The sequence below is a fragment of the Streptomyces apricus genome (genome assembly GCF_008369065.1).
Classification (GTDB): Bacteria; Actinomycetota; Actinomycetes; order Streptomycetales; family Streptomycetaceae; genus Streptomyces; species Streptomyces apricus.
Genome location: NZ_VDFC01000077.1, coordinates 23,867 through 40,336 on the forward strand (window position 1 = coordinate 23,867; position 16,470 = coordinate 40,336).

18 protein-coding genes and 1 pseudogene are annotated in these 16,470 nt (G+C 66.9%); 5 read left to right on the forward strand and 14 right to left on the reverse strand.

Annotated elements, in window-relative coordinates; all coding sequences use genetic code 11:
* Positions 1 to 228 precede the first annotated feature (228 nt).
* The 8 genes from traB to FGF04_RS35430 form a co-directional block, all read right to left on the reverse strand.
* Entirely contained in the window at positions 229 to 2,241 is a 2,013-nt protein-coding gene (traB, locus tag FGF04_RS35400) for a plasmid transfer protein TraB (RefSeq protein ID WP_149515501.1), read from the reverse strand.
* Positions 2,242 to 2,308: 67 nt separating this feature from the next.
* Entirely contained in the window at positions 2,309 to 2,890 is a 582-nt protein-coding gene (gene traA / locus FGF04_RS35405; RefSeq protein ID WP_235882657.1) for a plasmid transfer protein TraA, read from the reverse strand.
* A gap of 25 nt (positions 2,891 to 2,915) precedes the next feature.
* The gene (locus FGF04_RS35410) at positions 2,916 to 3,419 is read right to left on the reverse strand and encodes a hypothetical protein (protein WP_149515484.1); all 504 of its coding nucleotides are present in this window, start codon (positions 3,417 to 3,419) and stop codon (positions 2,916 to 2,918) included.
* A 31-nt stretch (positions 3,420 to 3,450) separates the two neighbouring features.
* Positions 3,451 to 3,834, reverse strand: a complete 384-nt coding sequence (locus FGF04_RS35415) for an RRQRL motif-containing zinc-binding protein (RefSeq protein WP_149515485.1) — start codon at positions 3,832 to 3,834, stop codon at positions 3,451 to 3,453.
* Positions 3,834 to 4,868, reverse strand: a complete 1,035-nt coding sequence (locus tag FGF04_RS35420; RefSeq protein ID WP_149515486.1) for a DUF2637 domain-containing protein — start codon at positions 4,866 to 4,868, stop codon at positions 3,834 to 3,836. The genes FGF04_RS35415 and FGF04_RS35420 overlap by 1 nt, the downstream gene beginning before the upstream one ends.
* 14 nt (positions 4,869 to 4,882) lie before the next feature.
* Positions 4,883 to 5,212, reverse strand: a complete 330-nt coding sequence (locus FGF04_RS35425; protein WP_149515487.1) for a hypothetical protein — start codon at positions 5,210 to 5,212, stop codon at positions 4,883 to 4,885.
* Positions 5,209 to 5,376, reverse strand: coding sequence for a hypothetical protein (locus tag FGF04_RS40405; protein ID WP_188114363.1), 168 nt, complete (start codon positions 5,374 to 5,376; stop codon positions 5,209 to 5,211). Before FGF04_RS40405 ends, FGF04_RS35425 begins: the two co-directional genes overlap by 4 nt.
* Complete coding sequence (locus FGF04_RS35430) at positions 5,373 to 5,636, reverse strand: DUF6284 family protein (protein ID WP_149515488.1); 264 nt, start codon at positions 5,634 to 5,636, stop codon at positions 5,373 to 5,375. Before FGF04_RS35430 ends, FGF04_RS40405 begins: the two co-directional genes overlap by 4 nt.
* A 469-nt stretch (positions 5,637 to 6,105) precedes the next feature.
* Here FGF04_RS35430 and FGF04_RS35435 point away from each other — a divergent pair, with 469 nt between their 5' ends.
* Both FGF04_RS35435 and FGF04_RS35440 read left to right on the forward strand, forming a co-directional pair.
* On the forward strand, positions 6,106 to 6,951 hold the full coding sequence (locus FGF04_RS35435) for a sigma factor-like helix-turn-helix DNA-binding protein (RefSeq protein ID WP_149515489.1): 846 nt from the start codon (positions 6,106 to 6,108) through the stop codon (positions 6,949 to 6,951).
* 2 nt (positions 6,952 to 6,953) lie between these two features.
* Positions 6,954 to 7,760, forward strand: a complete 807-nt coding sequence (locus FGF04_RS35440) for a protein phosphatase 2C domain-containing protein (RefSeq protein ID WP_149515490.1) — start codon at positions 6,954 to 6,956, stop codon at positions 7,758 to 7,760.
* A 188-nt stretch (positions 7,761 to 7,948) separates the two neighbouring features.
* Here the strand turns inward: FGF04_RS35440 and FGF04_RS35445 are convergent, their stop codons facing one another.
* Together FGF04_RS35445 and FGF04_RS35450 are read right to left on the reverse strand one after the other, a co-directional pair.
* On the reverse strand, positions 7,949 to 9,097 hold the full coding sequence (locus tag FGF04_RS35445; protein WP_149515491.1) for a hypothetical protein: 1,149 nt from the start codon (positions 9,095 to 9,097) through the stop codon (positions 7,949 to 7,951).
* Complete coding sequence (locus tag FGF04_RS35450) at positions 9,097 to 9,606, reverse strand: DUF4365 domain-containing protein (RefSeq protein ID WP_149515492.1); 510 nt, start codon at positions 9,604 to 9,606, stop codon at positions 9,097 to 9,099. Before FGF04_RS35450 ends, FGF04_RS35445 begins: the two co-directional genes overlap by 1 nt.
* 682 nt (positions 9,607 to 10,288) lie before the next feature.
* On the opposite strand from FGF04_RS35450, the gene FGF04_RS35455 reads away from it, so the two are divergent.
* Positions 10,289 to 10,507, forward strand: a complete 219-nt coding sequence (locus tag FGF04_RS35455) for a hypothetical protein (protein WP_149515493.1) — start codon at positions 10,289 to 10,291, stop codon at positions 10,505 to 10,507.
* Between the two features lie 247 nt (positions 10,508 to 10,754).
* On the opposite strand, the gene FGF04_RS40410 is transcribed toward FGF04_RS35455, so the two are convergent.
* Positions 10,755 to 11,423, reverse strand: a complete 669-nt coding sequence (locus FGF04_RS40410; protein ID WP_188114364.1) for a hypothetical protein — start codon at positions 11,421 to 11,423, stop codon at positions 10,755 to 10,757.
* Between the two features lie 105 nt (positions 11,424 to 11,528).
* On the reverse strand, positions 11,529 to 12,605 hold the full coding sequence (locus tag FGF04_RS35460; protein ID WP_149515494.1) for an MrcB family domain-containing protein: 1,077 nt from the start codon (positions 12,603 to 12,605) through the stop codon (positions 11,529 to 11,531).
* A 371-nt stretch (positions 12,606 to 12,976) separates the two neighbouring features.
* Here FGF04_RS35460 and FGF04_RS35465 point away from each other — a divergent pair, with 371 nt between their 5' ends.
* A complete protein-coding gene (locus FGF04_RS35465; protein ID WP_149515503.1) occupies positions 12,977 to 13,639 on the forward strand; it encodes a histone deacetylase in 663 nt (220 codons plus the stop codon).
* A 96-nt stretch (positions 13,640 to 13,735) separates the two neighbouring features.
* Here the strand turns inward: FGF04_RS35465 and FGF04_RS35470 are convergent, their stop codons facing one another.
* The gene (locus FGF04_RS35470; protein ID WP_149515495.1) at positions 13,736 to 14,638 is read right to left on the reverse strand and encodes an AraC family transcriptional regulator; all 903 of its coding nucleotides are present in this window, start codon (positions 14,636 to 14,638) and stop codon (positions 13,736 to 13,738) included.
* A 177-nt stretch (positions 14,639 to 14,815) separates the two neighbouring features.
* Here FGF04_RS35470 and FGF04_RS35475 point away from each other — a divergent pair, with 177 nt between their 5' ends.
* A complete protein-coding gene (locus FGF04_RS35475; RefSeq protein WP_268893800.1) occupies positions 14,816 to 15,805 on the forward strand; it encodes an aldo/keto reductase in 990 nt (329 codons plus the stop codon).
* Between the two features lie 51 nt (positions 15,806 to 15,856).
* On the opposite strand, the pseudogene FGF04_RS35480 reads toward FGF04_RS35475, so the two are convergent.
* Positions 15,857 to 16,470 (reverse strand): annotated as a pseudogene (locus tag FGF04_RS35480) (copper-binding protein); the annotation flags it as partial.

The window sequence follows — 16,470 nt, forward strand, 5'->3', positions numbered from 1 at the left end:
GGGATGAGCGGGGCGGGGTGGTGGACTTCCACGGCCGTGGGCCGCTGCGGGATGTTCATCGGTCTCCCTCGAAGTGGGCACGGGCCCGTGCCGCAAGTGGCGCGGGCGTGAGCGCGTGCGGGTGTCAGGCGTGGGCGTCAGAGGGGTGTCAGAGGCCGGTGTCAGGGCGCGTGACACGCGTGCCTGCCTAGGGGTTTGGGTGTCAGGCAGGCGTGACGGTGTCAGGTGTCAGGCGGCCGTCAGGGCGGGGACGATGCGCCACCGGCCGGTGGTGTTCGTCGCCTCCAGCCGTCCGTCGATGGCGGCCTCTTTGAGGCGTGCGGACACCCACGGGCGGGAGAGCTGGTTGCGGTCGCACCAGTCCATGAAGTCGACCGGGCCCACGATCATCTGCCCGCTCTGCTCGAACTCTTCCAGTGCGCGGGCGAACAGCTCCCGCGCCTCCTCCGGCGACGGCTTGCGTCCGGACTGCTGCCCGAACAACGGGCTGTCATCGCCCTCCTGTGCCTCGGGGAGTTCGGCCTCCGGGTCGATGTCGACGTCTTCCGGGTCCACCCGCGGGCCGTCGTCGTCCATGTCGTCCTCCTCGACCATCCGCAGCCCTACCGGCTGCGCGCCGTCGTCGCTGTTCTCGTCGGGGCGGCCGGTGTAGGCGGTGCCGGCGACGCTACGGGCAGCGCCCGCGGTGATGGGGTCGGCGGTGGCGCCGTTGCGCTGTGCCCAGGTGGCGAGCATTTCCATGACCGGCACCGCCCGGTGGGTGAAGCGGCGGGTGCGGCCCGGGGAGGCGTAGCGGTCCTCGGGGATGCCCGGGGAGACGGCGTAGCAGTAGCCGGGGCGCCGGTTGCCCCACGCGCCCGGGTGCGCTCCCGCGGCGAGGACCTCGTCGGGTAGGGAGAATCCCTCGTCGCGCGGGTCGCAGCCGAGCGCGATCACGGACGGCAGGGATGCGCGCGTGCTGGTCGACATCTGGTCGTAGGACGGCCGTTGCAGCGAGACGATCAGGGAGACGCCGGCGGAGCGGGCTTCCTGCGCGATGCCGGTGAATGCGTCGTCTCCCAGCGCGCGCAGGGTGTTGGCCGCTTCCTCGAACCAGGTGACCAGGAACGGCATCCCCTCGCACCCGCACGCCGTCCCGTCGGGGCGGCAGGTGTGCTCAGCGCTGTTCTGGACCTCGGCTGCGGCGGGGACCCACTGGCGGTAGCCGTGCGCGCCGAGCCAGCGCGTACGAGCAGGGATGACCGTTTCGACGGCGGCGACCAGGACCTCGGTGGACGCTCCGCCTTCCGCTGCCCAGTCGAGTGCGGGGCGCAGGGTGGCGAAGTCCTGGTACATCTTCGGGTCCGAGAACCACACGATGACGTCCCGGCGCGAGAGCACCTCGGTGAGCAGGTTCAGGGCAGCGTCGCCCTTGCCGGAGCCGGTCCCGCCGGCGATGAGGACGTGGGTGGAGTTGCGGCCTGCCTCCGGGTCTCCCGGGAGCCAGATGACCAGCGGGGCCCCGTCGTCGTAGCGTCCGATCACCAGCGGCTGCGCGATCGAGCCGCCCACGTTCGAGGGACCCTCCCACTCGACCACTTCGCTGAGCATGTCCTCGGGGACGATGACCAGCTCCCCGCGCCGCTCCGAGCCCGGGTCGGGGGTGTACCGGACGGCGTTGCGCGGCAGGTCCAGCGCGGACGCGAGGAGGGCGAGGCTCTTGGTGACGTCCTCGCTCGTCTGCGCGCCCGGCTCCAAAGCGACCGAGGCGGTGACCCGGTTGGGTTCGACCTTGGCCGCGCCGATCTGCGCGCGGGCCAGTCCGACCTTCTCCAACAGACCCTTGTCACCGCTCTCGCCGGACGGGTCCGAGGTGCGCAGCAGCATCCGCACGTTCCAGGACAGGGCCAGGGCGGGGCCGCCCATCAGGTACAGGTCATCCAGCGGACCGGCCATCGGTCCGGCCAGGCACGCGGCCGTCACCCACGCCGACCCGGAGGCGACGGTGATCGCGGAGTGCAGACGGCGCTGCGCGCTCGTGGAGCGGCCAATCCACCAGGTGGCGCCGGACAGCGCGACCGACGCGAGGGTGAGCCCGACGCCGGCGGCGGCGGACTCACCCCACCGCCAGTTGCCGAGCGCTCCGGCCAGACCGGCCGCACCCACCCCCAGCCATGGCGGCAGGTGCGGCTTGGCGCGGTTGAGGAGGTAGGCGCCGATCGAGCCGCCGGAGCCCTGGTCGTTCAGCGGGTAGGGGGTCATGACGGTCGCGCCGTCGGGGAAGTCGCTGCGGTGTCGGTTGTTCCTGCTCATGCGGTGTCGCCTCCTTCTACTGCTGGTCCCAGTTCATGACCGGCGCCTTCGGCTTGCGGGCACGGTGCCGGACGCGGTTGATCTCCTCTTCGAATTCCTGCTGGAAGGTGGCGTAGCAACCGGCGGCGTTCTTCGCCGCATGGCGCAGGTCGTCGGCGGACTTGCGCATCTTGCGCGCCACCTTCGCCGCCCGAAGCCGAGAGCCAAACGCGCGGCCCTCCGGGTCCGGGACCGCGGCCAGCACGCCCTTGAGGATCTCCGCCCCCATCGCCACCTCGATGGAGAGCGTGACGGCGGCGGCGCGCAGGGTGTTGCAGTAGTTGCGCACCTGCGCCGGAGAGGTGAACTCCGGGGCCGGAAGCAGGGACTGCGCGTTCCCGCCACCCCCGCCACCGCCGCGGCGGGTCATGCCCTTGTTGTTGTTGACGGTGACGTTGATCGGCGGGACGAACGAGCTACCCATCGCGCCGACGAACCCACCGGCCGCGGCTCCCGCGTTGGCGAACTTGTTGGACTTGTTGCCGTTCTCATCGATCAGCGGCCGGCGGGCGCGCTCGCCCTCACGGATACGCCGATTGTTCGTCTGGTTCGATGCCATCTGAGGTGGCCTCCCGGATCTTCGGTCAGTGGGTGCGGCGGACGATGAGCCACGCGGTCTGTGCGGTGAGCAGCGTCAGCAGCCACCACACCTCCAGCGCTCCGGCCAGCGGCCCGAAGGCGGCGGCCAACGCCAGCCAGGCCAGCGACGCGGAGCCGAGGGCCGCCAGGGCGATGCGGTACGCGAGGGCGGTGCCGGTGGCGGGGCGGCGGCGGTGCATGACCAGCAGCCACACCAGCGGGCCCGCCGCGGCGGGGGCCAGGACCAGGCCGGACCACCAGGCGATCGCGTGCAGGAGCGCGGTCACCGCCAGGGCGAGGACGGCAAAGCCGGMGGGGGCCAGCGCGCTGCGGAAGTGCCACAGCAGCCCGCCCACAGCGGCCAGGGCCTCGCGGGTGAGGGAGGGGCGTTCGGGCATCACGACGACGAACGGCTGAGCGTTACGGCGCCCGCGCTGGCGCGGGAGGCGGATGGTGGTGGCCCCGGCGCTCGTCTTCACGGCGCGGCGGGGGCGGGTACGGCTGGTCACAGCGAAACTCCCAGGMCAGATGAAGGGATGTTCAGGCGGTGCGCTGTTCCTCGATGGCGATGCAGGTCCCGCAGATGCCGTAGGAGCGGGGGATGCAGTAGCCGGCGTCGAGCCGGCAGCGGGGGCAGGTGCGGCGGGCGAGCATCGCCAGAGCGAGCGCTCCCCACTTGCGCGACGTCATCGGCCGCACCGGCAGCGCCAGTTCCTCGCGGTACAGGTAGGCGACACGGGGGCCGCCGGTGCGGCGGTTGAAGCGCATGAGCTGGGCTGCTATCGGCTGCCCGCCGGGCCGCAGCCCGCGGGCGCGCAACTGCCGGCGGGTGGCGTAGCCGTCGGGGGCCATGCGCCACGGGTAGGTGGGCACCCCGTAGCGGGCCCCCGACGGGTCGAAGCACTTCGCGTAGGCGGCGGGCATCAGAACATCGCCTCAACCTGCGGCGCCCGGGTGACTTCCTGCTCGCGGGTTTCCTGCACCCGGGCGGACACCCAGCCGATCGACCAGCCGGTGTCCTCCGAGAGCTGCCGCACCGTCCGCTCACCCTCACGCAGCGAGCGAATGTAGGTGCGAGCCTCCGACTCCGGCATCTTCGTGAACGTGCGCGGCCCGCTGTTCACGGCCGTGTTCACGACGGCGTCCGCCGCGTTCACCGGCCTCTGCCCAGACTGCTCGCGGGCAGAGTGCGGGGCCGTCTCGCGGGCCGTGGCAGCGGGGCGTGAACGCTCTGCGCGCTCTTGCTGTTCACGGCGCAGGGCGTCCGCGTGCTGCTGGGTTTCGCGGCGGACCTGGTCGTCGTGTTCGCGCTGCTCACGACGCATGTCCGCCTCACGGTCCAGGCGTTCACGCTCGATGCGGGCAGCGTGCTCACGCTCCGCGGCCCGCTCGGCCGCCTCACGTTCGGCGCGCTCGCGCTCCAGCCGCTCGGCATGCTCACGGGCAGCGTGTTCACGCTGTTCACGGCTCTCCCGCTCGTGTTCACGCTCGGCCCGCACCCGCTGTTCACGCTCCGCGGCTTCGGCGGCTCGTGAACGCTCGATGCGCTCCAGCGCGTTCGTGATCGCGCGCCGGTAGGCGAGGCCGGCTTCCGCGGTGACGATCAGCAGCAGTGGGGCGACCGCGTGCACGACCACCCCGACCGCATCCCGTTTGAGCGCGCTGTCCCCGACGTTCAGCAACAGCGTCATCAGCCCGGTCATCCACCGCAGCACGGCCGGCCACCGTCCCGAGTCGCCTCCGAGGCGGGCCACGACTGCGTCCAGGCGGACCACGATGACCACCGCCGCGTCGACGACCAGCGGCAGGATCGGCGCCGTCCAGTCCCACGCATCCGGCGTGACCCGCTCGACCAGGGGCGTGACGGTCAGCACCGAGAACAGCACCGCACCCGCGGTGATCGTCCACGTGCCCGCCGAAAGCGTCTTCTCCGCGGACCGCACCTGCTCACTCGTCACGGCCGCCGGCCCGCTCATGCCGCACCGCCGGCCAGCACCGGGGTGACGACGTCCGCGTAGCCGGTCAGGAGCACCGTGGCGCCCGCGTGGTCGACGCTCGCGCGCAGGACTGCGGTCTGTCCGTCGTTCTGCACGCGGTAGGTCACCGCGTCCGGCGCGATCTTCAGGGTCTCGCGCCATGCCTCGAAGCCGGCCGGGTCGTCGTAGAACGTCAGCTCCAGCCGCTCCGGGTAGATCGTCGTCACGTGCACGGTCGGAGCCGGCAGGTGCCCGAAGTCCACGGCTAGCAGACGCAGCGTCCGCAGGGGCATGGCCAGGTCATCGAGCGTCAGGGTCCCGCTCACTCGGCACCCCCTTCGGGGACGACGAGGAAGCGGTCCGTGTCCAGGTCCATGACGACCGTGGCGCTCTCGCCCTGCTCCCGCAGCGCGGCGGCCCGCTCCTCGGCCGGCCAGCTCCCGCGGGGGTGGCCGGCGGGGAAGGCGTCGAGGATCTTGTGTTCGCTCATGCGCCGACACCTGCGATCGTGATCGAGCGGTTGGCCAGCTCACGACGGGCCGTAAGGACCCGGTGGCGGGCCCGGCGGATACGCCGGGTGTCCAGCTCGTTCGGGGTCCGGTCGAGGGCGTTGATCTGCGCGTCCAGCAGTTCGACGCCGGCCAGGATGACCGGCATCTCCTGCTCGATCGCGTCCAGCTCCGCGGCCGACGGCTCGCGGTCGGAAAGGTCGGCGGTAACAACCGCCTGAACAGCACCGATGTGCTTCATGGGTCGTGTCTCCCTAGTCAGTGGAACGGCCCGAAAAGCGGCCCCGGTGTTCCAGCACCGGGGCCGCGCCGTTGAAGTCGGATCTCCGGCTCCCCTCAGCGCTGCTCGTACGAGACGAGCAGCGGAGGCAACCGGCCCACAGCCGATGAGCTGCGGAAAAGTTGAGTCGCGCTGAACCGCACACGGGACAGAACCTGTGCACGCCGCCCTCTTGTTTGCAGAGGCGGGACGGACTACCTCAGGCACGCTGTTGAGTTCTCAAGGAACAAGCACTGCCTTCGTACTCACCCCCGCGGGCTTCCCTCCGGGCGCTATCTGTGCAGGTCAAGCAGTTGCAACGACTCATCCCTGATCTGCTTAGGGGGGGTTGCCGTCTTGCTTGATAGGTACGGTAGGCAAGTCGACGGCTGCGCGCAACCCCCTCTCGCGGTAGAGTCTGCTATCCCCCCTAGGCGATGATCGGAGAGTCGTGCACTACGACATGGAGCAGGTCCCTGGGATCGCGGACCCCGTAGACCGCGCCAAAGCCGCAATCGACCTGATGGCGCGGTATCAAAGCCACGTGAACGAGCTGTCCCGCATCCGCCGGGAAGCGATCGAAGAGGCGCAAGCGTCGGGCATGACCCAAGCCGAGATTGCGAAGCGACTCGGAGTCAGCCGCGGGCGCGTCGGTCAGCTAGCGTCATCTGGACCCCCGCCAGAGCGCGCCTTCTTCGGTACAGACCTGGTCACGGTCTCACTCGGGGGCAAGTACGAAGCGGGGAAGGCGCCCGACCAGAAGCCCAGCGAGGTGGTTACACGGGAAGATCTCAACAACTTCGAGCACCTTCGCAAGCTGCTGGGCGGCATGAAACTGGATGCTCAGTACGAGGTGATCCCACCGAGCGGAATCGTCAACCTCAACCGGGACAACCACGTCGTTGTCTGCGGCCCCCGTCTGTCCCCGATCGTGGCGCAGGTGCTCGAAGGTGATGACAACCTTCGGTTTGCCAAGGATCACGCGTGGCACCTGGTCGACCAGGTAGCCGGGAAAGAGTTCCGGTCACCGCAAGATGAGGACGGGTCCGCCGGCGACGTCGGATACCTGGGACGCCTTCCTCGCTTGGACGGAAAGGGGACTTTCCTCTACATCGCCGGTATCCACTCCATCGGAGCGAACGGAGTCGTTCACTTCCTGGAGAACAACCTGGCAGAGCTGTACAGAGAGGTCCGCACGCGCCGCTTCTCCACTCTCATTTCGTGCCGTTACGACCCAGCGACGCTCGAAGTGCTGGAGAGTCGACGCGTCACTCCGCTGTACCGACACGAAGGCTGAACATGCGAGTCGCGATCGACACCCGACCCGGTGGAGCCGCCCCCAACGAAGATTGGGTGGCTGGCACACCCGCTCTTGCCGTTGTGCTAGACGGGCTCAGCACTGCGGGCCTGGACACGGGATGCCGCCACGGTGTTCCGTGGTACGTCGAGCACCTGGGCAGCCAGCTCGTGGCCGCGCTGGTTGACCCAGAGCGCTCACTATCGACCGGCTTGGCCGATGCCCTCGAACGCGTGGCAGCCGAGCACCCCGAATGCGACCTGCGGAATCCGGGAACTCCATCCGCAACGGTGGCCGTCCTTCGGCAGCGCGAAGGCTTCTTCGATCACCTCGTCTTGGCTGACTCCCCGATCGTGCTCGAAGACCGCCAAGGCTTCTCCGTGATCACTGACCTGCGTGTGAAGGAGATCCTTCCGGAGTTGAAGGCGGAAGTTGATCAATACGAGACCCACACGAGAGAGCACAAAGAGGCTTTGCGCCGTCTGGTACTCGCGCAACGGCAGGTCCGCAACACGACAACCGGGTATTGGGTCGCGGCTTCCGGACCCGAAGCGGCGGAACATGCGCTGACCGGCAGCGCTCCCGTCGAGGATCTACGCGCCGCCGCGCTCTTGTCCGATGGCGCGTCGTGCCTCGTCACGGACTACGCAATGGCGACCTGGTCCGAAGTCTTCAGGACGCTCCGCGCCGGGGGGCCGCGAGAGCTGATCGATGCGGTTCGCAAGGTGGAGGCCACAGACCCTCATGGGCAGCGGTGGCCGCGCTACAAGTCCGGCGACGACGCGTCCGTCGCCTTCTGCGAGTGGTGATAGTGCCTAGTCAGCGCTGACGCCCTCTGTCTCATTCACCCCCGTCCGAAGGCGTCCACAACGGTTCACGCGACGGGCCGGAGCACGGGAATGAACGAGGTTGAACGCGCGCGGATCAAGCGCTGAGCAGCACGAACAGACCTCGAAACCGAGTGTGGCACAAGATGCCCAGGGTTCAAATCCCTCTGTTACTCAACATCGTCGAAAGTAGCAACGGAACGGTCCGCATCGAATGCCGAAACATTCATTGTCGCCCGTTTTCCGGGAGTAGCGTCGAGAATTCCTCTCACGACTACCGGACGGCGCTCGCCATGGTAGCGAGCGGCGCGCCGATAGACGTCCAGAGGAAGTTCAAATGAAACTACCCTGGTTTTTCCATCAAGCACTGTTTCCATGGAAACATGCCCGGTGTTTTCGTTTTTCTTGAGTGATAGACGTCTGATTACGCCGTACAAGATCCGTTCGGCAGGAGCGTTAGCCTCTTTTAGGTCGCTTTCGACTTGCTGGATCAGCTCAGCCGCTCCACCGGCGAACACAATCTTTCCAGCCGTTGAGGCGGGAGGAAGGGACGTGGGAGCCCAGTTGAAGGTCACGTCGAATACATCAACGCTACCTTTACCGATAACGTCGAGTACAGCGGCGCACAGCTCACTAGAGACGCCTTCATCGACCGCGTCGCGCATCTCATCTCTAGTTGGCGCATGGTCTCGCACTATGGTCATCTCTGCCAGCACCTCAAGGGCTCCGGAGAGAGTGGTTAGCATCCGCCGTTCAAAGTATGAATCGTCGGCACCTGCCTCGATTCGGGGCTCATCAAAACTATCATTTACCAACTCGCCAAATCGAGCGTTACTGATAATTGGAACGATGTAGGAACCTGGCCTTGTTTGCCCCAGGCGCATGCGGCGGGCATGCTTGTGAGCGGCCTTAGGCATTGAATTTCCGTAGTACCCCTGGCGGTGCAAGGTTGCGGCGGCGGCCGAAACCATCAGCCGATGAGCAGAATTAAAAAGCCCGATTCCCGCCAGTAGAGGAATTGTCCCATCGGAAATATCTTCGTCTTCAGCTCTTAGGTCTGTGACGTCGACAAATTGGCGTGAAATTTCTAGCCGGATCTCATCCGGCGACCGGTTCTCTTTCTTTGCCAATTCGCCTGTGAGGATGTGCAGATTTTTCGAGAAGTCGGGCGCATCCGGCTTCTTAGGAACGAGGATTGAGGTGTCTTCATCACCCCCGGGTTGCCAAACCTCTGCGAGTGGACCTGAAATCGATCGCTGCCAACCCGAACGGCTCAAATATGAAACGATCTCGTCGACACCGACGTCGAAAGTATCCATCACACCCCGTCCCCGCCGGCAGACCCGAACAAGCGCTTATGGGCGTAAGTGAAGACGTCTTCCATTCCTGCCTGATCAATTCTTTGCGCTTTAGGCAGATGGATTCTCTTGGTTTCTTGTCCGACTACCTCGGGGAGGTTCTGAATCTGAGCGTAGTAGCCCGAACAGTGCATTAGAAGTGTCTCGTTATCATGCGCAAGCCACTCCCCAAGGTCTTTAGTTACCACGACCAAGCCGAGATATCCGGCTGCGCTTCGCTCTCGCTCCCTAAGGGCGTCGTACGTTTGTATATCCAGATCAAATGCGTAGGTTTCGCCGTCGGAAAGCAAAGTTGGAGAAAACGTGCATTTCATCTGGAATTCAACAAGAATGTGATTGCGCTTTAGCGTTACATCTACGCCGTCTTTATCTACATTCCACGTAGCCGATGTAGCTCCAGCGCGTGTAGCCACGGCTGAGAGGTAAGCAAGGCTGATCTGCTCTTGCTGCCAGCTCACCGGCTTCGCCACATGGCCCCCCTTGGTCACGCTGAGCCAAGCGTAACTCACACTCCGCCATTGCGGTGATTGGCGAAAGGGATGTGATCTTTTTGTCCGCTTTAGTGGATCTCGCCCCTTTAGTGGGCTTCCGTGGAGGCTTGGTCGGTGCATCAGCATCCCTCCACGCTCCTCATGTATGCCGACAAGGGCACTAGTTCAAGCATCGTCGCACGCACGTACGACACTGCGTCCTGTGCTTCCCAGTGAATATCCGCGGGCGAGCCTCGTGCGTCCGAGGATGGGGTATATCCCCACAAGTCGCTAGTCGCGACTCGTATGACCTCTGCGCGCCTGCGGGCTTGATCAATCGTTTCGCAGTGGAGGAGCAAGCGATGCTACGGCTTCGGGGGTAAGAGCGTGAGGGTCGTGCGGCCCTCGGCCATCCTCCGGCCAGAATGTACTTGTTCCGAAACTGCACGAGTCGAAACTTGCAGGTCAGGTGACGTTTTAAGGCGTGATAGCGGTCGGTCTTGAAAACCGTCGTGGCAGCGATGTGACCGTGGGTTCAAATCCCACACCCACTGCAGGAGAACGGCCCCTGACCAGGTAACTCGGTCGGGGGCCGTACTCGTGTGGTCGCACCGCGATTGCCCGTAGTTCCCCATAGTTTCCCGCTCGATCGGGCACGTGAGGGGCACGGTAGCCTCGCGGCATGACCGCACAGCCACGGATCGGCTCCGTCTGGGCTCGACGCGTCCCGGACTACCCGCAGCACGACCGCGACTTTCGTGTGACTGGGGTGTTCACCAAGGGGGATGTCACTTACGTCGAGGTGGAGGATCTCGAAAGCGGCTCACTGAGTAGGGGCCTGCTTGAGTACATGCTCGACTACGCGAAGCCCGTGACTGGCGACGACGGTACGGCGTACTGATCTTCAGCCTGCGCCTCGTCTAGCCTCCCTTAACTCACCACTCACCCCAGCTTCCATCCCGTCCGCCGTCGACCCACACACCGTGGAGCGGGCGTGGTTCACGGCGTCCAGGTGGAGCGCGCCACTGTACGAACGACCTGGACGCCATGGGCCGCGTCTGCTCGGCTCTGCCTGGGGCGACGGTGGACGGTGGGAGGGCGCGTGACGGCTTGAGCTAGGCGAGGGATAGCAAACGTGTAGGGGTTGGTCAATCGGTCCTGTTTTGGGCAGCATTGGCACGAAATCGTTGTCTGCGCTTAGCCCGCTGCTGGGCCGCCGTAAAACCCTTGCCCTGGATCCCAAGCCTCACATTCTTGCGCAATGCACGTAGGCGGGGTCGAAGGTAGCGACGGATCTGGTGATGAGTTTTCACCGTGCCGGGCAGAGGTGTGCCTCCAGAACGTTCAGGGAGGAGGTTGTTCTCTCGCTGCCAAACCGTCCCTGCCGCATCTCTGTACCGAATCACTACGGTGGGAGGACCCATCGATTCTAGGTCTTGGGCTGTGAGCGGGGTGTCATCGTCCCAATCCCTCCAGTCGCTTATGTCGACTCGCACCTCCTGGTCAGGCGCCAACACCATCCAGAGGCGCTCGGCCAAGTGGGGACGAACCCGAGCTACGACGTACGAGGTATCGTCCTCTCGGTCCCAAAGTTCCGCTTTGACCTCGCGCAATTCAATGGAGAATATTGGTGTCTGTCCGAGGTTCTTGACCACTACTTCATTGTTGTTCAGCTGCGTGATTGCAACGAATGTGGCCCTCTCGTGCTGCGCTGACCGCAACACTTCCTGAGCGGCGTAGTGCTGCCGCAAGGCGATTCCCAACGCCACGACTGCTGCCGCAAACGATCCAGCTGCAGAAAATGCTTCAACATTCATCCGGGTAAAGTTACACAAGGAGAAGAACAACGCAGGTCGTGGGATGACTCTCGCACTGCGAACTGACGGACGCTCGATGGGCAGCCGCCGTGTCCGGAGAGGACGTCAGGCTAGCCCTGCTGCCAGCGCAGTCGGCGACCCGGTCCATCCTTTGTCTGTGGGCCACACTGCCGCGATGCCGTGGTGCTCCAGGAGTCGTGTGTAGACCTCGCCGACTGGCTCGGAGAACAGCGCCAACTGTCGGGGTTGAGCGTCGTGCGGGTACAGGCAGAAGGCGTAGGTTGCCAGTTGCCCCAGAGCCTCGCGCACTGCCCCGGTGGCGTTGCCGCGCCTGATGAACTTGGCTTCAGCGAGCCAGTGCACACCGTCTTTGATGATCACCATGTCGCGTGGGTGGACGTTCGTTCCGACGTCCACCTGTCGGTCGCGCAGGAACTGGCCGTACCGGGCTACGAGAGTTTCGTGGCTTCGGCTCTTGCGCAGCTTGCGCGCCACGACCGTCTGCGTGTACTCGGCATCACTTTTGGGCGCGAAGTGCAGCAGCAATTCTGTCGCCTTGGTGGGCGGCTGTGCGACCACGGTGACGATGGTGTCGCGCGTGGTCTGACGTACCTCCTCGCGAACGGCCAAGGCCTCCTGGTAGAGAGTGATCATGCGGGCTAGATCTGCGCGCAGAGTCTGCTCGCTGGGCAGCGCGGCGACCTCGTAAGTGATAGCCAAGAGGTTCCCGGCCTCGTAGGACCGAGGCAGGCCGGAGCGCCCGCCAAGATCGATCGTCGTGCTCAACCCCGCTTTGGCATCAGTAGAAAGAGCGTCGCGGATGGCCGCCGCTTCGGCGGCCAGCCTCATACGTGCTTCACGCGCGCCGAGCGCCTTGGTGATCTCCGTGACGCCTTGATTCAGGCTGAGCGCGAAGGTCTTCCTGTCCTCAGCAAGGAGGTAGACGAGGTACATCCCTCGGGTGGCTGTCGTCGTCTCATCCGGGTCGAAGATCGAAACCCATGGGCAGACAGCAAGGTTGCCCTTCCCGGGGCTCCCCACAACCAGGTAGCCACCAGGCACCAAGTGCCCAACTTCGCTAGAAGCGCCCCGGATCAGGCGCGCTACGTCGCTGCTGATGCTCTGGTCGTCACCAACCCCGAAGGTCGTACCGATCTTGTAGAGGAAGTCACCAAGCTCCATACGCCAGATGCTAGGGGTGACCACTGACAACGCCACACCGAAATAACCGTCCTGACCCTGTCGGAGAGAGAGTTGGACGGCGAGAGAACCGACATCCGTTGTCCTGATCGTTGTCCAGTACGCCGACGGTCACCCACGTTCGCCACCGTCCGCATAGCAGCGCTGACCTGTCTCGCGAACCTCTGCGAACGCTGCCGTACGTCAGTGCGGACAGTTGGAAAGCGTGTTGGGGGCAACCCCTCACGAGTTCGAATCTCGTATCCTCCGCCAGTGCCTCACCGGGCACTAACGTCGAAGGGCCCCACTGTTCGCAGTGGGGCCCTTCGACGGTTCTCGGCTCTCGTCGTCGACGTCTCCCGGAGCGTGCCCGCCTGGAAGCCCTGCGGTCCATCGACCCGGCCTTGCCGGGTGATCCCGAGCCCGAGCGTGTCTGGTACGTCTCGTACGGGTCCAACCTGCACCTGGACCGGCTCGCGTGCTACATCCGTGGCGGCCGGCCGCCCGGTGCCACGAGGACCTACCCCGGTTGCGGGGACCCGACGATGCCCAGCCGCTCGATCCCGGTCGAGCTCGCGGGCGTCCTGTATTTCGCGACCCGTTCGCCGGTGTGGGGCGGTGGCAGGGCGTTCTACGACCCGCGGGCCGACAGCCGGGTTCTGGCGAGGGCGCACCTGGTGACGACGGGTCAGTTCTCGGACATCGCGGCTCAGGAGATGTACAGGGAGCCGGGCCCGCAGATCGATCTCGCGGAGGTGCTGACCCGGGGGACAGCGACCCTGGGCGAGGGGCGGTACGAGACGCTGGTGTGCGCCGGCCAGGTGGACGGGCTGCCGACGTTGACCTTCACGGCCCCCTGGGGTGTGCGGGACGTGCCGTGGAACCCTCCGTCGGCGGCGTACATGCGCTGCCTGGCCATGGGGCTGCTCTCCGCGGACGTATGGGACCTCGAAGCGGTTGCCTCGTACCTCGCGGCGTGCCCGGGCGCGGCGGGCCACTGGTCGGAACAGGCGCTCGCCGACCTGTTGCAGGGCTGATCCCGCAGTCCCTGGGCCACTGGCGGACCACTTGTGGGCCAGGAGGGCCAGGAGAGCCAGGAGCCAAGGGCCCGGAGTGAGGCGGAGAAGCGCGGGTCACGCTCCCTGGCCCACCTCCGCCAGACGGCCGCGCAGGCGGGTCGTGTCCTGCACCGGGGGCAGGCCGTACGCCCTGCGGTACTCGCGGTTGAACTGGGTCGCGCTCACGTAGCCAACCCTCTCCGCGACCAGCGCCGCCGTGGTGTCGCCGGCCAGGAGGAGCCGGCGGGCCTCCTGCAGGCGCAGGTGCTTCTGGAAGCGGAGCGGGCTCATCCCCGTCGCCGCCTTGAAGTGGCGGTGCAGGCTCGCCGTGCTCATGTGGGCCGTCGCCGCGATCTCGTCGATGCCGAGCGGCTCGCTGTAGCGGGCGCTGATCCACCGGGCCGCCGTACGCACCCGGGCGGCGGCCGAGTCGGCCACCGTGAAGTGCCGCAGCGTCGGGGCGAGACTGGTGCCCAGCAGGCGGTAGAGGATCTCCGTCTCGACGGGCCCCGCCAGGGCGCGGATGTCCTGCGGGGTGTCCAGCAGCCGGACCCAGCGGGTGACCGCGTCGGTGAGTTCGGGGGTCATCGGGGCACTGATCTGACCGGCCGGCTCGGGGGAGGCGGAGCGGGCCGCGTCCCTGCCGACGGGTTCCGGGTCCAGTTCCAGCAGCAGCTCGGTGAGCAGGTCGGCGTCCAGACGCAGCACCGCCGAGCGGTACGGCACCTCCTCGAACGTCGCCGTGACCGGCAGGACCAGCGAATTCAGGAAGATCTGGCCGGGCCCGCTCGTCCAGCGCAGGTCGCCCGCGACGCTGGTCTTGGAGCCCTGCACGACGAAACAGACCATCGGCTCGTACAGCATGTCGAGCGGTGTGACGGGCTCGTCGAGCGTCACCAGCCGCTGGCGCGGCACCGCCGTGTCGGACCACATGTCGCCGCGGTACCGCGCGATCGCCTGGGCGAGGTCGTCCAGCATGTGCGCCTCCTGACCGGGACCCCCGGGACAGGCCCCTGAGAGAATCAAGCAATCCTATGCGGCCGACGGCCCATGACCCGCGGCCTCCCCGCTCCTAGCGTTGACCGCATGACACAGCAGGGCAATGACCAGCAGAACGACACACAGCAGGACCGTACGGGACAGGAAGGGAGCGGGCTGCCGGTCCGTTCGCTCGGGCGCCAGGGACTGACCGTCGGCGCCGTCGGACTCGGCACCATGGGCATGACCATGGCCTACGGCGCCGGTGACGAAGCCGGCGGCATCGCGACCGTTCGCCGGGCGTACGAACTCGGCGTCACCATGTTCGACACCGCCGAGCTGTACGGCATGGGCACCGGCAGCAACGAGCAGCTGCTCGGCCGCGCCGTGCGGGACATCCGCTCCGAGGTCGTGATCGCCACCAAGTTCGGCTTCGACATGGACGCGCCGCAGAACGCCGAGGGGTACGCCCTCAACAGCCGCCCCGAGCACATCCGCGAGGTCACCGAGAACAGCCTGCGCCACCTCGGCACCGACTACCTCGACGTGCTCTACCAGCACCGCGTGGACCCGGACGTACCCATCGAGGACGTGGCGGGCACGGTCGGCGAGCTGATCGCCGAAGGCAAGGTCCGCTACCTCGGGCTCAGCGAGGCCGGGCCCGACGTCCTCCGGCGCGCCCACGCCGTCCACCCGGTGTCCGTGCTGCAGACCGAGTACTCCGTGTTCGAACGGGCCGTGGAGGCCGACGTCCTGCCCGTGGTGCGCGAGCTGGGCATCGGGTTCGTGCCGTATTCGCCGCTCGGCCGGGGCTTCCTGACCGGGGCCGTGAAGCCGGCGGCCGAGTATCCGGCCGACGACATGCGCAGCTGGGACGACCGCTGGCAGCCCGGCAACTACGAGCGGAACCTGACCGCCGTACGCGAACTGACCGCGCTCGCGCAGGACAAGGGCATCTCCGTCACGCAGCTGGCCCTGGCCTGGCTGCTGGCCCAGGGCGACGACATCGTGCCGATCCCGGGCACCCGCAGTCCGCAGCGGCTCGCCGAGAACGTGGCCGCGGCGCACGTCGTCCTCACCCCGCAGGACCTGGCCCGCGTCCAGGAGATCCTGCCCAAGGGGGCGGCCGGGTCCCGCTATCCCGAGGCGATCATGCCGTCCTGGTGACGCCTATCGTCCTGGTGACGCCGTTCGGGGCGGCTTCCTGCCTGCGGCGTATCAGCGGGCGATCTTCACCCGGCGGGTCTCCGAGACCTGGTCGATGTCCGATGTGCGGATGGTGACCTTCATCGTCCAGGTGCCGGCCAGGGGCAGGTTCACGGACTGGGTCCCCCAATAGCCGCCCTGGTTGGTGAGGCCGGCGTCGATGGGGCCGATCTCCTGGGACCGCAGGGTGAAGGAGAGCCGGATCTCGGGGACGGTGGCGATGCCTCCGTCGGGGCCGATGACGACCGCCTCGACCCTGTTCTCGCCGACGCGGCCCGGCTCCAGGACGATCTGGACCTTGCCGTGGCCGCCCGGGGTGCCGACGTCGAAGGGGATCAGGGTCGTGGACGCGGTCGGGCCGCCCCCGTCGGCGCTCGCGCCCGCACCGGAGCGGGCCGCCGCCGCGGTTTCGAGTTCGGCGCGGCCGGGCTGAGTGCCGGTCAGCACCGTCGTGACGACCAGCACCGCCACCCCCACGACGACCTCGGCGAGCACCGAACGGCGCAGGGAGCGGTGGTGGACGTGGCGGGGATGGGGGGCGTCGGGGTCCGGTCCGGCTCCGACTTCGACTCCGGCTCCGACTTCGGCTCCGGGCTTCGTCCCGTCATCGGCCGTGGCATCCGCCT

Coding starts and splice junctions, on each gene's coding strand:
- FGF04_RS35440 (WP_149515490.1), top strand. CDS start 6,954: ATGCGAGTCGCGATCGACACCCGACCCGGTGGAGCCGCCCCCAACGAA.
- FGF04_RS40405 (WP_188114363.1), bottom strand. CDS start 5,376: ATGAGCGAACACAAGATCCTCGACGCCTTCCCCGCCGGCCACCCCCGC.
- FGF04_RS35415 (WP_149515485.1), bottom strand. CDS start 3,834: ATGCCCGCCGCCTACGCGAAGTGCTTCGACCCGTCGGGGGCCCGCTAC.
- FGF04_RS40410 (WP_188114364.1), bottom strand. CDS start 11,423: ATGAATGTTGAAGCATTTTCTGCAGCTGGATCGTTTGCGGCAGCAGTC.
- traB (WP_149515501.1), bottom strand. CDS start 2,241: ATGACCCCCTACCCGCTGAACGACCAGGGCTCCGGCGGCTCGATCGGC.
- FGF04_RS35470 (WP_149515495.1), bottom strand. CDS start 14,638: ATGCTGGACGACCTCGCCCAGGCGATCGCGCGGTACCGCGGCGACATG.
- FGF04_RS35445 (WP_149515491.1), bottom strand. CDS start 9,097: ATGGATACTTTCGACGTCGGTGTCGACGAGATCGTTTCATATTTGAGC.
- FGF04_RS35460 (WP_149515494.1), bottom strand. CDS start 12,605: ATGGAGCTTGGTGACTTCCTCTACAAGATCGGTACGACCTTCGGGGTT.
- traA (WP_235882657.1), bottom strand. CDS start 2,890: ATGGCATCGAACCAGACGAACAATCGGCGTATCCGTGAGGGCGAGCGC.
- FGF04_RS35430 (WP_149515488.1), bottom strand. CDS start 5,636: ATGAAGCACATCGGTGCTGTTCAGGCGGTTGTTACCGCCGACCTTTCC.
- FGF04_RS35455 (WP_149515493.1), top strand. CDS start 10,289: ATGACCGCACAGCCACGGATCGGCTCCGTCTGGGCTCGACGCGTCCCG.